We start from the raw sequence: 18294 nt of genomic DNA on the forward strand, positions 1-18294 counted from the left end.
TTAGGGCTTACGAAACGGTAACCAAGCCCGGGAGGTCGCTATTCACCACTCGCCCAACGCCAACGCCTTTGACCGGCGTGCCATTCCGGCCTCTGCGCGCGAGAGCACCTGGCACGCGGCCGATGGCCATGCCGTCCGCCGGATCGATTGGCCCGAGCCGCCCACCGGGGTGACGCCGCGCGGGCATATGCTGTTCATGGCCGGGCGCGGCGATGCCTACGAGAAGTATCTCGAAAGCTTCGAGCACTGGCGACTGGCGGGCTGGCAGGTCAGCGCGGCGGACTGGCGCGGGCAGGGCGGTTCGGGTCGGCTGGGCCTTGCTGATGCCGGGCATATCGACGATTTCGGCACCTGGGTGAGCGACCTCGGCGCGCTGTGGGCCGACTGGGCGAAGGGGCGCGAAGGGCCGCTGGTGCTGCTCGGGCATTCGATGGGCGGCCATCTGGTGCTGCGCGCTGCGCTCGAACAGGCGCTTGATCCGCGCCCGGCGGCGCTGGTGCTGTCTGCGCCGATGCTGGATATCTTTCCCGAGCATCTGCCGCTGTTTGCCAAGCGGCTGGTGGCCGATGCGATGGTACGGCTGGGCGATCCGGGACGCGCGGCGTGGAAAATGAGCGAGAAGCCCGGCAGCAAGCCAAGCTCGCGCCAATGGCTGCTTACGCACGACAAGACACGCTATGAAGACGAACACTTCTGGCGTGAGGCCCGTCCGGAATTGAAACTGGGGCCGGGCAGCTGGGGCTGGCTGGCGGCGGCCACCCGCTCGACCGGGGCGCTGTTTGCGCCCGGCGCGCTCGAGAGCGTGGACGTGCCGGTGATGATCGTGGCGACTTCGGTGGACAAGCTCGTCAGCCCCGCTGCGATCCGGGTGGCTGCGCGGCGACTGCCCGATGCCGAACTGCTCGAATTCGGACCCGAGGCAAACCACGAGATCCTGCGCGAGGTCGATCCGGTGCGCGACAGGGCGCTGGCCGCAATCGACGACTTCCTCGCGCGGCGGGCGACGAACGGAGAATGACAGCAGATATGGGTGCGCACGATTGCGACGTTCTGGTCGTAGGGGCCGGAATTGCCGGGGCGAGCATCGCTGCCGAGGCGGCCGAGCACGGCGCTGGACGGGTGGTTGTGGTAGAGGCCGAGAGCCAGCCGGGCTATCACACCACCGGGCGTTCTGCCGCGTTCTGGGAAGAGTGCTATGGCGGGCCGGAGATCGTGCCCTTGACCATGGCCTCGGGCAAGGCGCTGCGCGAAGGGGGCTTTCTCAACCAGCGCGGCGCGCTTTACCTTTCGCGCGAAAAGGACGGATCGCAAGTCGATGCCTTCATGGAGCGCTTCGCCGATAGCGGCGTGACCATCGAGCGAATTGATGGCGAGGCGATTCGCGACCTTGTGCCGGGCGTACGGCCAGAATGGAATCTCGCGATCTCCCAGCCGCATTGCGCGGATATCGACGTTGCGAGCCTGCACCAGCATTTCCTCGCCCGCGCTCGTGCAGCCGGGGCGGACATCCGCACGCACCACCGCCTGCACGCCGCTGAGCGCGACGGGGCCGGGTGGCTGGTCGACCTTGGCCCAACCGGTCAGATGCGCGCAGGCGTGATCGTCAATGCCGCCGGGGCCTGGGCCGATGAGGTGGCGCGCGCCTGCGGTGCCCGACCACTGGGCATCACGCCGCTTCGTCGCACCATTGCGCAGGTGCGCTGCACTCCGGCAGTGCCGCAAGACCTGCCGCTGGTGCTCGACATTTCGGGACAGTTCTACTTCAAGCCCGAAGCGGGCAAGCTCTGGCTCAGCCCGCAGGACGAGACGCCGAGCGAGCCCTGCGATGCCGCGCCCGAAGAGCTGGACGTGGCGCTGGCCATCGACCGGTTCGAGCAGGTGGTCGATTGGCGGATCGAAGCGGTCGAGCACAAGTGGGCGGGCCTCCGCAGCTTCGCCCCCGATCGTGCGCCGATCTACGGCTTCGACCCAAGGCAGGATGGCTTTTTCTGGTACGCGGGGCAGGGTGGCTACGGGATCCAGACCTCGCCCGCCGGAGCGCGGCTGGGCGCGCAATTGCTGCTGGGCCGTGAGGCCGATGCGATGACGCAGAGCATCGATCCGGCGCCCTACGCAGCAGCCCGCTTTGGCTAGCCAGCGGGCTGCGATTTGTTATAGTTCGCACGCCTTAAGCAAAGAGAGGACGAGTGCGTGTCTCATCACTTTGAAATCTACAAGGATAAGGCCGGCGAATTTCGGGTCCGCTTCAAGTACAATGCGGAAATCATGTTCTCGAGCGAAGGCTATGCCTCGAAGGCGAGCGCCAAGAACGCCATCGAATCGATCAAGCAGAACGGCCCCAAGGCCGAGGTCGTCGACAACTCCGACGCGTGACTGGTCTCAACGAGCGGAGTCGGCCGCGTCGCTGGCGAGGCGATCGACCCGCTCGTTTTCTACGTGGCCCGAGTGGCCGCGCACCCAGATCCATTCGATGTCGTGAACCGCGGCGGCTTCGATGAGGTCATGCCACAGGTCCGCATTGCGCACCGGCTTCTTGCTGGCATTGACCCAGCCGCGCTTCTGCCAGCCGTGAATCCACTTCGTCATGCCGTCAATCACATAGCGGCTGTCTGTGTGCAGGCGCACCCGGCACGGCTCGATCAGCGCGCCCAGCGCGCGGAGCACGGCGGTCATTTCCATCCGGTTGTTAGTGGTATCGGGCTCGCTGCCCGAGAGTTCCTTCTCGTGGGCGCCCATCCGCAGCAGCACGCCCCAGCCGCCAGGGCCGGGGTTGCCCTTGCAGGCACCATCGGTAAAAATTTCGACTTCTTTCATGCCGTAAACAGGTCTCCGCCTGCGCGCCGGTAGAAATCCAGCCGGCGCACAAAGGCCATCGGGTCTTTCCGCGTCACCAACGCATCGGCGGGCGTCTCGATCCAGTCCTGCGCGCGGCTGGACACGAATCGCAGAGCTGCCCCCTGCGCAAGCAGCGGCAAGGCTTCGCGCTCTTCCTTGCCAAGTTTGCGAACGCTTTCATAGCCTTCGACAAGCGCATGGCCGATTTCGGCACGATAGCTGCGCCCGTCGGAGGAAAAGCTCCAGGCTGCGTGAGTGACGGCCAGGTCGTAGGCCATGGCGTCGGTGCAGGCGAAGTAGAAGTCGATGAGCGCGCTGACCTCGTCGCCGCGCATCAGCACGTTGTCGGGAAACAGGTCGGAGTGAATGATTGCGCGGGGCAGGTCTGTCGGCCAGGCATCGGCCAGTTCGCGCGCGCGGGCAATGGTGGCGGGCAGGGCCGAATCGATTTCTGCCAGTGCGGCCTCGCCGCATTCGGCCAGCACCTGCGCGGAAGTTTGCGGGCCAAGCGTGTTCGCGCGGGCTTGGGTATAGCTCTCGGCGGCCAGATGCATCTCGGCCAGCACCGCGCCGACGCTGTAGGCCTGTCCCTCGGTCGGGTGGTCGACCGAGACGCCCGGCAGGAACTCGATCAGCGCTACGGCTTTGCCGTCAAGCCAGCGGAACGAGGCCCCCTCGCGGTCGTGGATCGTGCGCGGGACGGGGCAGCCTTGCGCCGCCAGATGGTCAAGCAGATCGAGGAAGAACGGCAGGTCGGAAAGCTCGATTCGCTTCTCGTACATCGTAAGGATGAAGCGCGCGCCGGCCCCGTCCTTGCCGCTTGTCTCGATCAGCCAGTTCGAATTGGAAACGCCCTCGGCAATGCCCTTGGCCGAGACCAGCTCGCCCACGTCGTATTGCGCGATCAGCTCGGCGAGCGTCTCGGCAGAGAGCTGCGTGTAAACGGCCAAGGCGCTCGTCCTATTCGCTGTCGGCGAGTTCGCGCGGGAGCTTGAACACCATCTTTTCCTCGGCGGAAACGAGCGTGCGCTCTTCCACCGCGCGCCATTCGCCGAGCCTTTCGATCACTTCGCGCACCAGCCGTTCGGGCGCCGAAGCCCCGGCGGTGACACCGACTGTGCCAACACCATCAAGCCAGGCGGGGTCGATTTCATCACCGCGCTGGATCAGCTTGGCCTCAGTGCCACACCGTTCGGCAACCTCGACCAGCCGCAGCGAATTGGACGAATTGGGCGCGCCGATCACCAGCACCAGATCGCTTGCCGGGGCGATCCGCTTGACCGCGGCCTGCCGGTTGGAGGTGGCATAGCAGATGTCTTCCGCCTTCGGCCCGGCGATCTCGGGATAGCGCGCTTCGAGTGCGGCGATGATCTCGGCGGTATCGTCGACCGAGAGTGTGGTCTGGCTCAGATAGGCCAGCGGAACATCCTGCGCGAAGGGCAGGGCGGCGACGTCCGCCACCGTTTCCACCAGCGTCATCTGGCCCGGCTCCACCTGGCCCATGGTGCCGATCACCTCGGGATGGCCCTCGTGGCCGATGAAAATGATATGCCGATCCTTCTCGATCTGGCGTTCGGCCTGGCGGTGGACTTTGCTCACCAGCGGGCAGGTGGCGTCGAGCCAGGTCAGCTCGCGCCGCTCTGCCTCTGCGGGCACGGACTTGGGCACGCCGTGCGCGCTGAACACCACGTGGCCATCGGCGGGCACTTCGTCCAGCTCCTCCACGAACACCGCGCCCTTGGCCCGCAGGTTCTCGACCACATACTTGTTGTGGACGATCTCGTGGCGGACATAGACCGGCGCGCCGTAACGCTGAAGCGCGCGCTCGACGATCTCGATCGCCCGGTCGACCCCGGCGCAGAAACCGCGCGGAGCGGCGATCAGCACTGTGAGCGGCAACTTGGCTGCATCGTCGGGCGATTGGCTTGGAAAGGGGGCGTTCATATCCGCGCCTCTAGCGCTTGTGACCGCGCTGGGAAAGGGTTAGGGCACCCGCCAGAAGGATATGCGAGGACATTTGATGCACCCGAGGATGATCGCCACCGGCGCTTTGGTAACTCTGCTGGCGCTGGCCGGCTGCCGGAGCGAGGGCGATATCGTGATCGAGCAGGGCGTGGGCATCACCGCGCTGCGCTCGACTTGCCCAGCTGTCGGCGTGCCGATCTACACCGGCAATATGACCACCTTCACACCCGCCGATGCGCGCACGCTCGATGCGATGGACGTGACCGCCTATATCACCAACGTCCGCTCCACCTGCGATGAGAATGGCGGTCAGGTGTTCACCTCGGCCACCTTCGATGTGGTTGCCAGCCGCGAGGATACGGCGGGCGCTCGTACGGTCGAACTGCCCTATTTCTCCACCGTCATGCGCGGGGGCGACAATGTCGTGGCCAAGCGCGTGGGCACGGTACAGGTGACCTTTGCCGACGGGCAGGCACGCGCACAGGCGAGCGGCACTGCCGAGGCCTGGGTCGACCGCGCAGAGGCCACGCTTCCGGCCGACATTCGCGAGCGGATCACCCGCAAGCGCAACGCGGGCGAGGCTGACGCAGCGATCGATCCGCTGACCGAACCCGATGTGCGCGCAGCCGTGGCGAAGGCCACGTTCGAGCTGCTGATCGGCTTCCAGCTCACCGAAGACCAGCTCGCCTATAACGTGACTCGCTAACGCCTGCTGGATATAGCCGCGCGCTTGGGCTAACGGCGCGCCATGTCGGATATTGAAACGCTCTATGCCGCCTTTGCGGCCCGTATCGATGCTGTGCTTTCGGCGCTTGAAGCCGAGGCCGTGCTGCCCGCTGGCGTAAGCCGCGCCAATGTCGCGGTCGAGCCGCCGCGAGATCCCTCGCATGGCGACCTTGCCACCAATGCCGCGATGGTGCTGGCCAAGCCCGCCGCCACCAATCCGCGCGCGCTGGCCGAGAAGATCGTCGAGCACCTGAGCCGCGATCCGGCTATCGTTTCGGCCGAGATTGCGGGGCCGGGATTCATCAACCTGCGGCTCGATCGCAAGGCCTGGGAAGAGGAACTGGCCGCAATTGCGTCGCTCGCCACCGACTATGGCCGCTCGGGCATGGGCGAAGGCACGCGGGTGAATGTCGAATATGTCTCGGCCAATCCGACCGGGCCGATGCACATGGGCCACTGCCGCGGCGCGGTGGTGGGCGATGCGCTGGCCAACCTGCTGCAATATGCAGGCCACGCGGTGACGAAGGAATATTACGTCAACGATGCGGGCAGTCAGGTCGATACGCTCGCCCGCTCGGCGCACCTGCGCTATCGCGAGGCGCTGGGCGAGGACATCGGCGAAATCCCGGCGGGGATGTATCCGGGCGACTATCTCAAGCCCATCGGCAAGCTGCTGGCCGAGGAATTCGGCGACACCTATCGCGATGCGCCCGAGAGCGAGTGGTTGCTGCTGTTCCGCGGCAAGGCGGTCGCCGCGATGATGGACCAGATTCGCGCTGACCTCGCCATGCTCGGCATCGAGCACGATGTGTTCTCGTCGGAAGCTGAATTGCAGGCGGCGGGCAAGCCCGAGCAGGCCGAAGCATGGCTGCGCGAACACGATCTGGTCTACGACGGCATGCTCGAAGCGCCGAAGGGCAAGGCCCCGCCCGAGGACTGGGAACCGGTCGAGCTGCCGCTGTTCCGCAGCACCAAGTTCGGCGACGATCAGGATCGCCCGATCAAGAAGAGCGACGGCAAGTGGACCTATTTCGGGGCCGATCTCGCCTACCACATGCAGAAGGCCGAAAGCGCCGACGCACTGATCGACATCTGGGGCGCGGATCATGCGGGCACCGTGAAGCGGATCAAGGCGGCCGTCGCTGCGCTGGCCGAGGGCGAAGGGAAGGTCATTCCGTTCGACGTAAAGCTGGTACAAATGGTTCAATTGCTGCGCGACGGCGAGCCGGCCAAGATGTCCAAGCGTTCGGGCAACTTCGTCACCATTGCCGATATGGTGGACGAGGTCGGCAAGGATGTGGTCCGCTTCTCGATGCTGACCCGAAAGCCCGATGCGCAGATGGATTTCGACTTTGTGAAGGTGGTCGAGACCAGCAAGGACAACCCCGTGTTCTACGTCCAGTACGCTCATGCCCGGATCTGCTCGATCCTGCGCCGTGCGGCGGAAGAGGGGGTGGAGCCGCTGGCCGATCAGGCCGCGCTGCTGGGCGAGGACGAGCTGGCGCTCATCAAGCTCGCGGCGCAGTTCCCGCGCGAAGTCGAGGCGGCGGCGCGCGCGCGTGAGCCACATCGCATCGCCTTTTATCTCTACGAACTGGCCGGCGCGCTCCACGGTTGGTGGAACATGGGCAACGACGATCCGCAAAAACGCATAATCGTTGCACAGAAATTAACCATTTCTGGTGCAAGGCTTTTCCTCGCCCAACAGATCGGGCAGGTTATTCGCAATGGCCTCGCCATTCTGGGGGTTGAGGCGGTCGAGGAGTTGTAAGGCATGCAAAGTGGTGGCGATGATCGGAACAGGGACGGGGTTCTCGATCATTCGGGCAATGGCGTTGACGAGAACGCCGATGCCCGCGTGATCGGACAGGATCAGCTGCCCGAACAATCGCTGGGCCGGGCCGACGACCACGACGACATGCCCGAAGAACCCCTGATGCTCGCCGACATGGACGAGCGGCTGCCGTGGCTCGAATCGGACGATGACAAGGACGAGGGCGGGGTCGATGTCGGCCGGCTGGTGGCGCTCGCGGTGGTGGCGCTGGCTGCGTTGCTCGGCCTGCTCGCACTGCTGTGGTTCCTTTCGCGGCCCGCCGACGATGCCGAACTGCAACCGCAAGGCAGCACGATCGAAGCGCCCGAAGAGCCCTATCGCACCGCGCCCGCCGATCCCGGCGGCACCGAAGTGGCGGGCACCGGCGATATGAGCTTCGAGGTGGGCGAAGGGCAGAGCCGCGATTCGCAGCTCGCCACCGACGATCTCCCGGCCCCGAGCATCGACCGCACGCAGGCCGAGCCGAGCGCCGCCCCCACGCCGAGCCCGACGCCTTCGGCCAGCGCTACCCCGAGCAGCGCCAGCGGCGTGCCGGTTCAGGTTGCCGCCTATTCCAGCCGCGCCCGTGCTGAGCAGGGCTGGAACGAAGTTCGAGGCCGCTACGAGGCCCTGAGTGGCCTTAACCACCGGATCGAAGAAGCGGTGGTCGACGGGGCGACCGTCTATCGCTTGCAGGCGATGGCTGGTTCGGCTGCGGCCGCCGATCAGGTCTGCCGGTCGGTTCGCGCTGCTGGCGGCGATTGCCAAGTAAAGCGTTAAGCAGCGTGCAGGGCGGGGAGTTTTCCCCGCCCGTACCGCCTGCCCCCTTGCCCATCGCTGCGCTTTTGTGCGTAAGCTGGCGGCATGACTCCGGCTATTTTCGGCTGTTCCGGTCTTAGGCTGACCGATGACGAACGCGCTTTCTTCCGTGACTGCGACCCGGCGGGCTATGTCCTGTTCGGTCGTAACGTCGAAAGCCGCGAACAACTGCGCGCACTGACAGACGAACTGCGCGGCCTTCATGGGCGCGATCAGCTGCTCATCTCCATCGACCAGGAGGGCGGGCGCGTGGCGCGGATGAAGCCGCCCGTCTGGGCTGCGTTTCCGCCCGGCGCGCGCTTTGCCGAGCTTTACGAAATCGCCCCCGCCAGCGCGATAGAGGCCGCGCGCGCCAATGCCGAGGCGCTGGCGCTCGATCTGGCCGAGGTGGGCATCACGGTAGACTATCTCCCCTTGCTCGACGTGCGGCAGGAAGGCGCGCACGACGTTATCGGCGACCGGGCTTTCGGCAGCGAGCCGCTGCGGGTGGCCGCACTTGGGCGCGCCATTCTCGATGGCCTTGCGCGCGGCGGGGTGACGGGCTGCGTCAAGCATATGCCGGGCCATGGCCGCGCAATGGTCGACAGCCACAAGGATCTGCCCGTGGTGGAGGCCAGCGCCGAAGAGCTGGAAAGCGATCTCGCCCCGTTCCGCCGCCTCGCCGATGCGCCGATCGGGATGTCGGCCCATATCCGCTACACGGCGTGGGACGCGGACAATCCCGCCACGCTTTCGCGCAAGGTGATCGACGAGATCATTCGCGGCGAAATCGGCTTTACCGGGCTGCTGCTCTCCGACGATATCGATATGGAGGCGCTGTCGGGCACTGTGCCTGAACGTTCCGAGCGGGCGATTTCTGCGGGCTGCGACGTGGTGCTGAATTGCTGGGCGAAGATGGACGATATGGTTGGCATTGCCGAGCGACTGCCCGCCATGAGCGATGTGGTGCGGGCGCGGCTCGATGCGGCGCTGGCCGTGCCGCAGGTGGCCGATTTCACACGCAGGGACGAATTGCTGGCCAAGCGCGACAGTCTGCTTTCGCTGGCCGAGGCGAACGCGTGAGCGAAGAGGGCGCCGTGACCAACGCGCCAACCGATGGCGACTGGGCCGGCCCCGCTACAGCGCCAGCGCAAAACGAAGACGCGCTCTACCTCGAACTCGATGGCTGGGAAGGCCCCCTCGATCTGTTGCTCGACCTCGCCCGGCGGCAGAAGGTCGATCTCAAGGCCATCTCGATCCTCGAACTGGTCGACCAATACATAGCCTATATCGAGCAGGCCGAGGCCCTGAAGCTTGAAATCGCTGCCGATTATCTGGTGATGGCCTCGTGGCTGGCCTATCTCAAAAGCGCGCTGCTGCTCCCGCGCGAGGAGCAGGAGGACCCGAGCCCCGAAGAGCTGGCCCTGCGCCTGCAACTGCGTTTGCAACGGCTGGGCGCAATGCGCGAGGCGGCGGCGCGGCTGATGGCGGGCGACCGGCTGGGCCGCGATGTGTTCGCGCGCGGTGCGCCCGAGGGCCTGCGCGTGCTGACCAAAAGCGCCTGGACCTGCGACTGGTACGACCTCATCAACGCCTATAGCCAGATCAAGCTGCGCAACGAGCCGGTCGTCCACATGGTGCGCGAACGCCCGGTGATGAGCCTCGAAGCAGCGATCGACCGCGTGGCCGCTATGCTCGGGGTGACGCGTGACTGGCTCGAACTGCGCAGCTTCCTGCCCGCCCACGCCGATCCGCGTCTCAAACGCTCGGCGCTCGCCTCCAGCTTTGTCGCCGCGCTGGAGCTGGCGCGCACGGGGCGGGCCGAATTGCGGCAGGAAGAAACCTACGGCCCGCTTCATCTGCGGCGGATGGCCTCATGAGCGAGGACAGTGCACCCGACGATCTCGTGCGCGCGGTGGAGGCCTGCCTGTTCGCGGCGGAAGAGCCGATGACCAAGGACCAGATTGCGACTCACCTCGAAGGGGCGGAGGTCGGCGCGGCGCTGGCAGAACTGGCCGAACACTATGCCCAGCGCGGGGTGCGACTGGTGGAGCGGGGCGGACGCTGGCAGTTCCAGACCGCGCCCGATCTTGCCCACCTCCTGCGGCGCGAGCGCGAGCAGGTCCGCCGCCTGAGTCGCGCGGCGACCGAACTGCTCGCCATTGTCGCCTATCACGAGCCAGTCAGCCGGGCCGAGATCGAGGCGATCCGCGGGGTGCAGACTTCCTCGGGCACGCTTGACGTGCTGATGGAGGCGGGCTGGGTGCGCTCGGTGGGGCGGCGCGAGGTGCCTGGCCGGCCGCTGATCTATGCCACGACTCCTGAATTTCTCAGCCATTTCGGGCTCGCCAGCCGCCGCGATCTCCCCGGTATCGACGAGCTGAAGGCGGCGGGCCTGCTTGACCCGGTCGATGAAGCTTATGACGAGATGATGGCCGCGGACGATGAGGGCGATGAGGAGCCGGACGAGGCTCAGGATTCTTCGTCCTGAGCGCTTGCGGCGCTGGCCATGCCGCTTTCGCCCCTCTATAGGAGGGGGCGTCCTCTAACCGAAGAGTTGTGTCATGGGTCTTAGTGTCTGGCAGATTGCCATCATCGCCGTTGTCGTGCTCGTCCTGTTCGGGCGGGGCCGCATTTCCGAAATGATGGGGGATTTCGGCAAGGGCATTTCCAGCTTCAAAAAGGGCATGAGCGAAGACGCCGACGCCGACAAACCGGCTGAAAAACCCGCCGGCCAGATTGGCGCACCGTCCGCCGATCGCGCCGGAGAACCGGTCGACAGCGCCAAGGCGACCGACAAGACCGCTTCCTGATTGGCGAAAGCGGCATGAAGGTCCGCTGACATGTTCGACATCGGTGCTGCAGAACTGCTCGTCATCGTCATTGTGGCGGTGATAGTGATAGGCCCAAAGGACCTGCCGCTTGCCATGCGCACGGCGGGTCGTTGGATCGGCAAGATGCGCAAGATTTCCGGCCATTTCCGCAGCGGTATCGACGCCATGGTGCGCGAGGCCGAGCTGGAGGACATGGAGAAGAAGTGGAAAGAGCAGAACGCCCGCATCATGCGTGAGCACCCGCAGGGCGGCCCCAAGGAGATGGAGCCGACCGGAGGCTATCCAGCCGCTGCGCCCACGCCGGCACCCGCCGCCGGTTCGGCGGAAAGCGCTGCCAAGCCTGCGGACCTTGCGCCTGTGTCGGCTCCCGACCCCACCACCGACAGCACCGCAAAGCCTGGCGATAAGGCCTGACGATGGCGTTCTCGATCAAGGATCTCGACGAAACGCAGGCTCCGCTGCTCGAACACCTGATTGAGCTGCGTGGGCGGCTTGTGCGCGCGCTGGTCGCCTTTTGCATCGCCTTCGCGGTGTGCTTCTACTTCGCCGATCCGATCCTCGGCTTCCTGATCCAGCCGCTGAAGGATGCTTTTCCCGAAGGTGAGGGGCAGCTGATCTTCACCAAGCTTTACGAGGTGTTCTTCGTCGAGCTGAAGGTGGCAGTGTTTGCCGGGTTCTGCCTCAGCTTCCCTGTTATCGCCAACCAGCTGTGGGCCTTCGTTGCGCCGGGGCTCTATGCCCGCGAGAAGCGGGCTTTCCTGCCGTTCCTCATCGCCACTCCGGTGCTGTTCATCATGGGCGCGGCGCTGGCTTATTACGTGGTGATGCCCACGGCCTTCACCTGGTTCCTCGGCTTCGAGGGCGAGGCGGGCGGCATGAAGATCGAGGCGCTGCCGAGCGCGAACGAATATCTGTCGCTGGTCATGCAGTTCATCCTCGCCTTCGGGGCGAGCTTCCTGCTGCCGGTGCTGTTGATGCTGCTGCACACCGCGGGCATTCTCGAGCGCGCGCAGCTGGCCAAGGCGCGGCGTTATGTGATCGTGGCGGTATTCGCGCTGGCCGCGATCATTACGCCGCCCGATCCGGGCTCGCAGCTGCTGCTGGCGATTCCGCTGCTGATTCTGTTCGAAGGCTCGCTGCTGCTGATGCGGCTGGTCGAGAAGAAGCGCGTTGCCGAAGATGAGGAGCCCGCGGCTGAGCCAGCCGCGAGCGCCGAGCAACCGGCCCCCGAATTCGGCGACCGCGACCTCCAGTAATTTACTGCGCGGGAAACACCCGCCGCCCTGCAACCCAGGTCTGCAACACGCGGGTGTTGCGCAGCTCTTCGGGCGAGGTCAGCAGCGGATCGCTGTCGAGCACCACGAAGTCTGCCCGTTCGCCGACCTTGAGGCTGCCGAAGCGCCCCTCGGCGAACCCGGCATAGGCCCCGGCAGCGGTGTAAGCAGCCAGTGCCTGCTCCCGGGTGACACGTTGATCGGGTATCCAGCCGCCCTCCGGTTCGCCTGCTGCATCCTGCCGCGAGATCGCCGTGGCAAGGCCCGCCAGCACGTCGACCGGCTCTACCGGCGCGTCGCTGCCGAAGGCGAGCAGCGCGCCCGCCTGGGAAATCGCGCGCCAGGCATAGGCGCCTGTCAGCCGATCCGGGCCGAGGCGCGCTTCGGCCATCAGCCGGTCCGACGTCATGTGAACGGGCTGCATCGAGGCGATCACGTCATGCTTGCCGAACCGGGCAATGTCAGCCGGGTCAACGATCTGCGCGTGTTCGATGCGCCAGCGCCGCTCGCCCGGATATTCGGCGGCCAGTTCGTCGATAGCGGCCAGCGCCTCGGCGTTGGCGGCATCGCCGATGGCGTGGATCGCCACCTGAAACTCATCGAGCGCGGCGCGGCTCATGATATTGCGCAGCTGGGTGCCGCTGATCACGTCGATCCCCATGTTGCCCGGATCATCAGCATAGGCAGCCTTCAGCCGTGCCCCGCGCGAGCCGAGCGCGCCATCGAGCCAGACCTTGATCCCGCCCATCCGCAGCTTGTCGTCATAGAGCCACAAGGTCGGCCCGGTGCCGCCGATCAGCAGCATCTCATCAAGATCGCCCGCATAGGCCATGATCCGCATCTGCAACCAGCCGGCATCGCCAGCACGGCGATAGGCCATCCAGTCGGCAAGGCTGGTACCCATGTCGGCAACGGCGGTGATCCCGTGCTCGAAAAAGATGTTCTGCGCCGCGAAAAGCGCCTGCTCGCGGTCTTCGGGCAGTGGCGGCGGCACGGCGGCGTCAACCGGAGCCATCGCGGCGTCGATCAGCACACCGGCAGGCTCGCGGCCATTGCCGATGCGAAGGATGCGCCCGCCCACAGGATCGCGCGTCTCGGCGGTGATCTCGGCAGCGGCCAGCGCAGCGGAGTTGGCCCAACCGGCGTGGCCATCCACCCGGCTCAGCCAGACCGGGCGGTCGCCCACCGCTGCGTCAAGCTCGGCAGCGGTGGGGAATCGGCCGAGGCCCCATTGCTCTTGATTCCAGCCATGCCCGAGCAACCACGGACGCTCGGGATACTTGGCGGCATAGTCGGCAATCAGCGCCAGCGCCTCTTCCAGCGAGCGCGTCTGCGACAGGTCGAGCGTCATCGTGCCGAGGCCGAGCGCCATCACATGGGTGTGGCTGTCGACGAAGCCGGGCACGACATGCGCGCCTTTCATGTCTTCGAGATAGTCGATCTCGCCCTCAGGCCCGTCGCCGAAATCGAGCAGCTCGGTGATCCGGCCTTCATCGTCCACCACCATGGCGGCGAAGCGTTTGACCTTGCCTTCGGGTGTGATCGAAATGCCGTCGACATTCTCGAACAAGGTATCGGCGAGAGCAGGCGAGGGGGCGAGGGCAAGGGCCGCCCCGGCCAGCAGCAGGCGCTTCATCGGGTCACCTCCGGCAGGTGGCGTATCAGCGCGGAGGTATCCTGCCGTGCGCCGCCATCGGCCTGAACCTGGGCATAGAACTGATCGACCAGCGCGGTGATCGGCAGCGACAGGCCCGCATCCTTCGCCTCAGCAAGGGCGATGGCGAGATCCTTGCGCATCCAGTCGATCGCGAAACCGAAGTCGAACTCGCCCGCCGCCATCGTGGCCCAGCGGTTTTCCATCTGCCAGCTTTGCGCCGCGCCGCCGGAGATGGCGTCGAGCACCTTGTCCATCGCCAGCCCCTCGGCCTGCGCCAGCCGCACGCCTTCGGACAGTCCCGCCAGCACGCCCGCGATGCAGACCTGGTTGACCGCCTTGGTCGCCTGCCCCGCGCCGGCCGCCCCGACATGGACGATGCGCGCGGCATAGGTCTCGATCACCGGGCGCGCCGCAGCCATTGCCGCGTCAGTGCCGCCGCACATGATCGAAAGCTTGCCGTTCTCTGCCCCGGCCTGTCCGCCGGACACAGGCGCGTCGACGGCCAGCACTCCAAGATTTTCCGCCTCCGCAGCGACGGTGCGCGCGATGGCGGGCGAAACGGTGGTGTGATCGACGAACACTGCGCCTTTGCGCATTGCCTTGAGCGCGCCATCGTCGCCCAGAATGACCGCGGCGAGGTCGTTGTCATTACCGAGACAGGCCAGCACCACGTCCTGCCCCTGCGCGGCTTCGGCGGGCCTTGCGGCGACGCTGGCGGTAAAGCCCTCGTCGGCCAGCTTTGCCTGCCAGGCCTCTGCGCGGGCAGCGGTGCGGTTATAAACGGTGACCTGATGGCCGGCGCGGGCGAGGTGGGCTGCCATCGGCGCGCCCATCACGCCGAGGCCCAGAAAGGCGACTTTGCTCATGTTCATAGCCCTGCCGCGCTTCGCCGAGATGCGCAATCTTTGCCTTGGGTCATCCGCCTATTTCCATTGTGGGCCATTTCGGTCTAGGCGCTCCGGCATGACCGATAGCGCCACCGATAACGCCCTGACCATCGATACGATCCGCGCCGCCGCCGCGCGGATTGGCGACGCGGTGGTGCACACGCCCACGCTCTTTTCCAAGACGCTGTCGCACATGACCGGAGCGAACATCTGGCTCAAGTTCGAGAACCAGCAGTTCACCGCCGCCTACAAGGAGCGCGGCGCGCTCAACAAGCTGTTGCAGCTCGATCCGGCCGATTTGAAGCGCGGCGTGATCACCGCCTCGGCGGGCAACCATTCGCAGGGCCTGTCGTATCACGGCACCCGCCTGGGCGTGCCCGTGACTATCGTGATGCCGCGCACCACGCCCACGGTGAAGGTGATGCAGACCGAAAGCGTGGGCGGCACGGTGGTGCTCGAAGGCGAGAACTTCGACGAGGCCTATGCCCATGCGCTCAAGCTGGAGGCCGAACTCGGCCTCACCTTCGTCCACCCGTTCGATGATCCGGCTGTCGCGGCGGGGCAGGGCACCGTGGCGCTCGAAATGTTTGCCGATGCGCCGGAGATCGATACGCTGGTTGTCCCCATCGGTGGCGGCGGGCTGATTTCGGGTATGGCCACCGCGGCCAAGGCCAAGGCGCAGGAAGAAGATCGCCAGATCGACGTGATCGGCGTGCAGGCGCGGCTCTATCCGAGCATGTATGCTTGCACCCGCGGAGAAGACTTGCCGAGCGGCGGAGATTCGCTGGCCGAGGGTATCGCGGTGAAGGAGCCGGGGCAGTTCACCCGCAAGGTCGTGGCGAAACTGGTCGACGACATTGTGCTGGTCGACGAACCGCATCTCGAAACGGCGGTGGCGCTGCTGTTGCAGATCGAGAAGACCGTGGTCGAAGGCGCGGGCGCGGCGGGGCTTGCTGCGGTGCTCGCCAACAAGGAGCGGTTTGCCGGGCGCAATCTCGGCCTTGTGCTGTGCGGCGGCAATATCGACACGCGCCTGCTCGCCAACGTGCTCCTGCGCGATCTTGCCCGCTCGGGCCGCCTCGCGCGGCTGCGGGTTACCTTGCAGGATCGGCCCGGCTCGCTGATGAAGGTGATGCACGAATTTGCCGAGGCCAACGTCAATATCCTCGAAATCTCGCACCAGCGGATCTTCACCAATCTGCCCGCCAAGGGCCTCGTTACCGATATCGAATGCGAGGCGCGCGACAGCGTGCAGCTTGAAGCGTTGATCACGCGGCTGCGGGCGCAAGGCTATTCTGTTAGTCACGTCGAACTGAACTGACCCGGAACGGGGCAACACGGCTCCCTTGGCCCGGTTTCGAAGGAAATAATCTCTACGCAGCGGACACAAGATGGTTAATATACTTTAACCGGGCGATTCCCGTCGGCATGGTCCGGTGTATCGGCGCTGCCACGCGCCAACCGCTGCCATGATGAGAGGATCGCCTCACAGTGACCGCACCCGTGCGCTTCCCCCGCTTCTTCGTGACGAGCCCCGCGCCGTGCCCCTATCTGCCGGGCAAGACAGAGCGCAAGGTGTTCACCGAACTGAACGGCCCCAATTCCGACGCGCTGAACGATGCGCTGTCGCGGATCGGCTTCCGGCGTAGCCAGAACGTCGCCTATCGCCCCAGCTGCGCCGATTGCCGCGCCTGCGTTTCAGTGCGCGTGGTGGCGGATGAGTTCCGCCCCTCCAGCTCGCAGAAGCGGACCGAGAAGCGCAACAAGGATCTGGTGGTAAGTGAATGCCGGCCATGGGCGACGGCAGAACAGTTCGCGCTGCTGCAACGATACCTCTCGCACCGCCACCCCGGCGGCGGCATGGCGGCGATGGACGAGATCGACTTTGCCGACATGGTGGAGCACACTTCGGTCAGCACGGTGGTGATCGAATATCGAGAGCCGCGCGAGGACGGCGGACCGGGCAAGCTGGTCGCCGCCTGCCTGACCGACCGGCAGGGCGACGGGCTGTCGATGATCTACAGCTTCTACGACCCCGAGACCGAACGCTCGGGGCTGGGCAACTTCGTGATCCTCGACCACATCCGCCGCGCGGCGGCCGAGGGGCTGCCGTTTGTTTACTTAGGCTATTGGGTCGAGGGCTCGGAGCGGATGCAGTACAAGGTGCGCTACCGCCCGCTCGACAAGCTTGGCCCCGAAGGCTGGCAGCGGATGAGCGACGAGGAACAGGACCGCCAGATCGCGCGCGTGGTGAGCGGGGCGGGGGCGGCAGGCCCGGCGCCGGCGGGATCGTGCAAGGATGGGAGCAGCGAGCTGACGCGGCGGGTGGTTAAGGTTTGAGGATAGATTTGGACAAGGCTTGTCGACATTACTCCAGTGGCGGCCATAGCCCAATACTTCGACGAGACGGAATCTCTTATTCATCCGGAGTGCTGTTCAAACCGGCAGCTCGAACTTCGCGTACCACCGCTTCGATTGTATCGACTACAACTTGCGGCTTTTCCTGATGGATGTAGTGCCCGGAGGCGGGCACTCTTGAGTTTATCCCGCGAGTTGAAAGGGAGGCGATTTCGAGCCATCCTGAGTTCGACTCTTGCACCATTGCTTCGACACGCCTCCTTTCCTCAATCGGAAAATCTGGCGGGAAAGGCACGACGGTTGAGCTTAGAACATAAAGCGGCAGGGCAGCATAGTCGCGCCTGGGGTTAATGACTATTTGCGCGCCCTTATTCAGGCCGTTTGCGAAAAACTCTGCGGCGGTCTCGAACTGGATTGGGTTACTGGCCAGTTTGGCTCTTAAAGCCTGCCGCACCGACAAGGGGAAATAGGGCGGCAGGGCAAAGCAGCCGTCGGGATCAGGGCCGCTTTCGGAGAGACCTCCGGTTCTCAACGCGGCTGCGCAGCTGCGCCACAGCGCGCTTGGGCCTTGCTGCTCGGCCTCGCCCAATTTCGGTGAGGGCGCGATCCTTTCCATTCTAGCTGGCTGATTAGGAAGGCTCGGATCGATCAGAACCATGCCGGCAAGCCGCTCTAAATTATGGTCGGCGAAGAGAAACGTCTCGTACGATCCCAGCGAATGGCCGACCAGGACATAGGGCCCGTTAATCTCCGCTTCCAGCAATGCGGTTTCGAGATCTGCTGCATTTGTCGCAACTGTCGCCTCGAACTGTGTGCCATCGCTGAGTCCGAAACCCGGCCTGTCCCAAGAACAGACTCTGGTGGTTTGAGCGATCTTCGGTTGCACCTTGCTCCAGGCAGCCGACCAATCGCCTTGGCCTGCTGAGAGGATGACTGTCGGCGAACCCTCGCCCATGCAAACCATGTGGAGTGCGCGACCATCCGGCAGCATCACGGACTGGTCAGTGTCCGTATAGGGTAGCATCGTTTCATCGAAGGCCAGTTCAGGAGGCATCGTCGAAGGTTGGGCCAGCGCTGGCGTGCTTCCGACGAGCGCTGCCAGATAAAGAAGGCCGTAATTGCGCAGATTCATCGTGGCCTATCCCCT

20 protein-coding genes are annotated in these 18294 nt (G+C 65.4%); 14 read left to right on the forward strand and 6 right to left on the reverse strand.

What is annotated here, in order from left to right:
• Positions 1-187: 187 nt before the first annotated feature.
• The 3 genes from E0473_RS11700 to E0473_RS11710 are packed head-to-tail and all read left to right on the forward strand — an operon-like array spanning position 188 to position 2373.
• The gene (locus E0473_RS11700) at positions 188-1018 is read left to right on the forward strand and encodes an alpha/beta fold hydrolase (RefSeq protein ID WP_241657483.1); all 831 of its coding nucleotides are present in this window, start codon (positions 188-190) and stop codon (positions 1016-1018) included.
• Positions 1015-2133 (forward strand): NAD(P)/FAD-dependent oxidoreductase, encoded by a 1119-nt coding sequence (locus E0473_RS11705; protein WP_241657484.1) that lies wholly within the window; start codon positions 1015-1017, stop codon positions 2131-2133. The genes E0473_RS11700 and E0473_RS11705 overlap by 4 nt, the downstream gene beginning before the upstream one ends.
• A gap of 57 nt (positions 2134-2190) precedes the next feature.
• Entirely contained in the window at positions 2191-2373 is a 183-nt protein-coding gene (locus E0473_RS11710) for a YegP family protein (protein ID WP_137681081.1), read from the forward strand.
• A gap of 6 nt (positions 2374-2379) precedes the next feature.
• On the opposite strand, the gene rnhA is transcribed toward E0473_RS11710, so the two are convergent.
• From rnhA to ispH, 3 genes are read right to left on the reverse strand one after another with little or no spacing between them, the layout of a single operon-like run.
• Positions 2380-2814 (reverse strand): ribonuclease HI, encoded by a 435-nt coding sequence (gene rnhA, locus E0473_RS11715; protein ID WP_137681082.1) that lies wholly within the window; start codon positions 2812-2814, stop codon positions 2380-2382.
• Positions 2811-3785: a homoserine kinase gene (thrB, locus tag E0473_RS11720; RefSeq protein ID WP_137681083.1), complete on the reverse strand. Its 975-nt coding sequence runs from the start codon at positions 3783-3785 to the stop codon at positions 2811-2813. Before thrB ends, rnhA begins: the two co-directional genes overlap by 4 nt.
• 10 nt (positions 3786-3795) lie before the next feature.
• A complete protein-coding gene (gene ispH, locus E0473_RS11725; RefSeq protein WP_137681084.1) occupies positions 3796-4779 on the reverse strand; it encodes a 4-hydroxy-3-methylbut-2-enyl diphosphate reductase in 984 nt (327 codons plus the stop codon).
• Positions 4780-4855: 76 nt separating this feature from the next.
• Here ispH and E0473_RS11730 point away from each other — a divergent pair, with 76 nt between their 5' ends.
• The 9 genes from E0473_RS11730 (at position 4856) to tatC (ending at position 12227) form a co-directional block, all read left to right on the forward strand.
• Complete coding sequence (locus E0473_RS11730) at positions 4856-5506, forward strand: hypothetical protein (protein WP_137681085.1); 651 nt, start codon at positions 4856-4858, stop codon at positions 5504-5506.
• Between the two features lie 42 nt (positions 5507-5548).
• The gene (gene argS / locus E0473_RS11735) at positions 5549-7297 is read left to right on the forward strand and encodes an arginine--tRNA ligase (protein ID WP_137681086.1); all 1749 of its coding nucleotides are present in this window, start codon (positions 5549-5551) and stop codon (positions 7295-7297) included.
• 3 nt (positions 7298-7300) lie between these two features.
• The gene (locus tag E0473_RS11740) at positions 7301-8119 is read left to right on the forward strand and encodes an SPOR domain-containing protein (RefSeq protein ID WP_137681087.1); all 819 of its coding nucleotides are present in this window, start codon (positions 7301-7303) and stop codon (positions 8117-8119) included.
• Between the two features lie 84 nt (positions 8120-8203).
• Positions 8204-9220, forward strand: coding sequence for a beta-N-acetylhexosaminidase (nagZ, locus tag E0473_RS11745; RefSeq protein ID WP_137681088.1), 1017 nt, complete (start codon positions 8204-8206; stop codon positions 9218-9220).
• Positions 9217-10017: a segregation and condensation protein A gene (locus E0473_RS11750; RefSeq protein WP_421721790.1), complete on the forward strand. Its 801-nt coding sequence runs from the start codon at positions 9217-9219 to the stop codon at positions 10015-10017. Before nagZ ends, E0473_RS11750 begins: the two co-directional genes overlap by 4 nt.
• The gene (gene scpB / locus E0473_RS11755) at positions 10014-10628 is read left to right on the forward strand and encodes an SMC-Scp complex subunit ScpB (protein ID WP_137681089.1); all 615 of its coding nucleotides are present in this window, start codon (positions 10014-10016) and stop codon (positions 10626-10628) included. Before E0473_RS11750 ends, scpB begins: the two co-directional genes overlap by 4 nt.
• Positions 10629-10701: 73 nt before the next feature.
• On the forward strand, positions 10702-10950 hold the full coding sequence (tatA, locus tag E0473_RS11760; protein WP_137681090.1) for a twin-arginine translocase TatA/TatE family subunit: 249 nt from the start codon (positions 10702-10704) through the stop codon (positions 10948-10950).
• A 30-nt stretch (positions 10951-10980) separates the two neighbouring features.
• On the forward strand, positions 10981-11385 hold the full coding sequence (gene tatB, locus E0473_RS11765) for a Sec-independent protein translocase protein TatB (protein WP_137681091.1): 405 nt from the start codon (positions 10981-10983) through the stop codon (positions 11383-11385).
• A gap of 2 nt (positions 11386-11387) precedes the next feature.
• Positions 11388-12227: a twin-arginine translocase subunit TatC gene (tatC, locus tag E0473_RS11770; RefSeq protein ID WP_137681092.1), complete on the forward strand. Its 840-nt coding sequence runs from the start codon at positions 11388-11390 to the stop codon at positions 12225-12227.
• Position 12228: 1 nt separating this feature from the next.
• Here the strand turns inward: tatC and E0473_RS11775 are convergent, their stop codons facing one another.
• Both E0473_RS11775 and E0473_RS11780 read right to left on the reverse strand, forming a co-directional pair.
• Positions 12229-13881, reverse strand: coding sequence for an amidohydrolase (locus tag E0473_RS11775; protein ID WP_137681093.1), 1653 nt, complete (start codon positions 13879-13881; stop codon positions 12229-12231).
• Positions 13878-14774: an NAD(P)-dependent oxidoreductase gene (locus E0473_RS11780; RefSeq protein ID WP_277751517.1), complete on the reverse strand. Its 897-nt coding sequence runs from the start codon at positions 14772-14774 to the stop codon at positions 13878-13880. The genes E0473_RS11775 and E0473_RS11780 overlap by 4 nt, the downstream gene beginning before the upstream one ends.
• Before the next feature lie 91 nt (positions 14775-14865).
• Here E0473_RS11780 and E0473_RS11785 point away from each other — a divergent pair, with 91 nt between their 5' ends.
• Both E0473_RS11785 and E0473_RS11790 read left to right on the forward strand, forming a co-directional pair.
• On the forward strand, positions 14866-16110 hold the full coding sequence (locus E0473_RS11785) for a threonine ammonia-lyase (RefSeq protein ID WP_137681095.1): 1245 nt from the start codon (positions 14866-14868) through the stop codon (positions 16108-16110).
• A 170-nt stretch (positions 16111-16280) separates the two neighbouring features.
• Positions 16281-17129 (forward strand): arginyltransferase, encoded by an 849-nt coding sequence (locus E0473_RS11790; RefSeq protein ID WP_137681096.1) that lies wholly within the window; start codon positions 16281-16283, stop codon positions 17127-17129.
• 76 nt (positions 17130-17205) lie between these two features.
• On the opposite strand, the gene E0473_RS11795 is transcribed toward E0473_RS11790, so the two are convergent.
• On the reverse strand, positions 17206-18279 hold the full coding sequence (locus E0473_RS11795; protein WP_137681097.1) for an alpha/beta fold hydrolase: 1074 nt from the start codon (positions 18277-18279) through the stop codon (positions 17206-17208).
• Positions 18280-18294: the final 15 nt, after the last annotated feature.

Source organism: Aurantiacibacter suaedae, from assembly GCF_005434915.1.
Classification (GTDB): Bacteria; Pseudomonadota; Alphaproteobacteria; order Sphingomonadales; family Sphingomonadaceae; genus Alteraurantiacibacter; species Alteraurantiacibacter suaedae.